Source organism: Burkholderia sp. E168m23, assembly GCF_016586125.1.
Lineage (GTDB): Bacteria > Pseudomonadota > Gammaproteobacteria > Burkholderiales > Burkholderiaceae > Burkholderia > Burkholderia orbicola.
Genome location: NZ_BCPP01001364.1, coordinates 1 through 1,348, shown reverse-complemented (window position 1 = coordinate 1,348; position 1,348 = coordinate 1). Strand labels below are relative to the sequence as shown.

General features: G+C 67.0%; 1 protein-coding gene. It reads right to left on the bottom strand.

The window, feature by feature from the left end:
• On the bottom strand, nt 1-1,348 hold a 1,348-nt coding region (locus tag JMF90_RS37320; RefSeq protein ID WP_201326364.1), incomplete at both ends, for an AMP-binding protein.

Genomic DNA, 1,348 nt, shown 5'->3' with positions numbered 1-1,348 from the left:
ATCTCGCGGCGGCGCAGCTCGACGCGGCGGATCTTCCCCGAGATCGTCTTCGGCAGTTCCGCGAACTGCAGGCGACGGATGCGCTTGTACGGCGCGAGCTTCTCGCGCGAGAAACGGAAGATCTCCAGCGCGAGCGCGGGGCTTTCCTCGTAGCCCTGACGCAGCGTGATGAAGGTCTTCGGCACCGACAACCGCACCGGGTCCGGGCTCGGCACGACGGCCGCTTCCGCGATCGCCGGATGCTCGATCAGCACGCTTTCCAGTTCGAATGGGCTCAGCCGATAGTCGGACGACTTGAACACGTCGTCTGCGCGGCCGATGTACACGTAGTAGCCATCGTCGCGACGCATCGCGATGTCCGACGTACGGTAGTGACCGTCGCGCATCGCATGAGCCGTCGCATCGGGATTGTTCGCGTAGCCCTTCATCAGCCCGACCGGGCGCGTGACGTCGTCACCGATCGGCAGCGCGACCTCGCCTTCGGTCACCGGCGCGCCGTCCGGGTCGAGCAGCGCGATCCGGTAGCCGGGCAGCGGCCGGCCCATCGAGCCGGCGACTACCGGCTGGCCCGGCGAATTGCCGATCAGGCAGGTCGTCTCGGTCTGGCCGTAGCCGTCGCGAATCGAGATGTTCCAGGCCTTCTTCACGCGCTCGATGATCTCGGGATTCAGCGGCTCGCCCGCGCCGACGATCTCGCGCAGCTTCACGTCGAACGACGCGAGCGGCTGCTGCACCAGCATGCGCCACACGGTCGGCGGCGCGCACAGCGTCGTCACCCGATACTTGACGAGCGCATCGAGCACGACCTTCGGCTCGAAGCGCGCATAGTTGAACGCGAACACGCACGCCTGCGCATTCCACGGCGCGAAGAAGCAGCTCCACGCGTGCTTCGCCCAGCCCGGCGAGCTGATGTTCCAGTGGATGTCGCCCGGTTGCAGGCCGACCCAGTACATCGTCGACAGGTGCCCGATCGGATAGGTGCGGTGCGTATGCTCGACGAGCTTCGGCTTCGACGTCGTGCCCGACGTGAAGTACAGCAGCATCGGATCGTTCGCGTGCGTGACGGCGTCCGGCTCGAACGCGGCGCTCGCCGCATAGCCGTCGTTCATCGCGAGCCAGCCTTCGCGCGGCACGCCGGCGACGATTTTCTGCTTGAGGCCGAGGCCGGCCTGCTCGAACTTCGCGGTTTCGTGCTCGTCGACGATCGCGTAGGTCGCGCCGCCGATCTGCACGCGGTCGCGCACGTCGTCGGGCGACAGTTGCGTGGTGGCGGGCAGCACGATCGCGCCGAGCTTCATCGCGGCCAGCATCGCGTCCCACAACTCGACCCGATTCGGCAGCATCAACA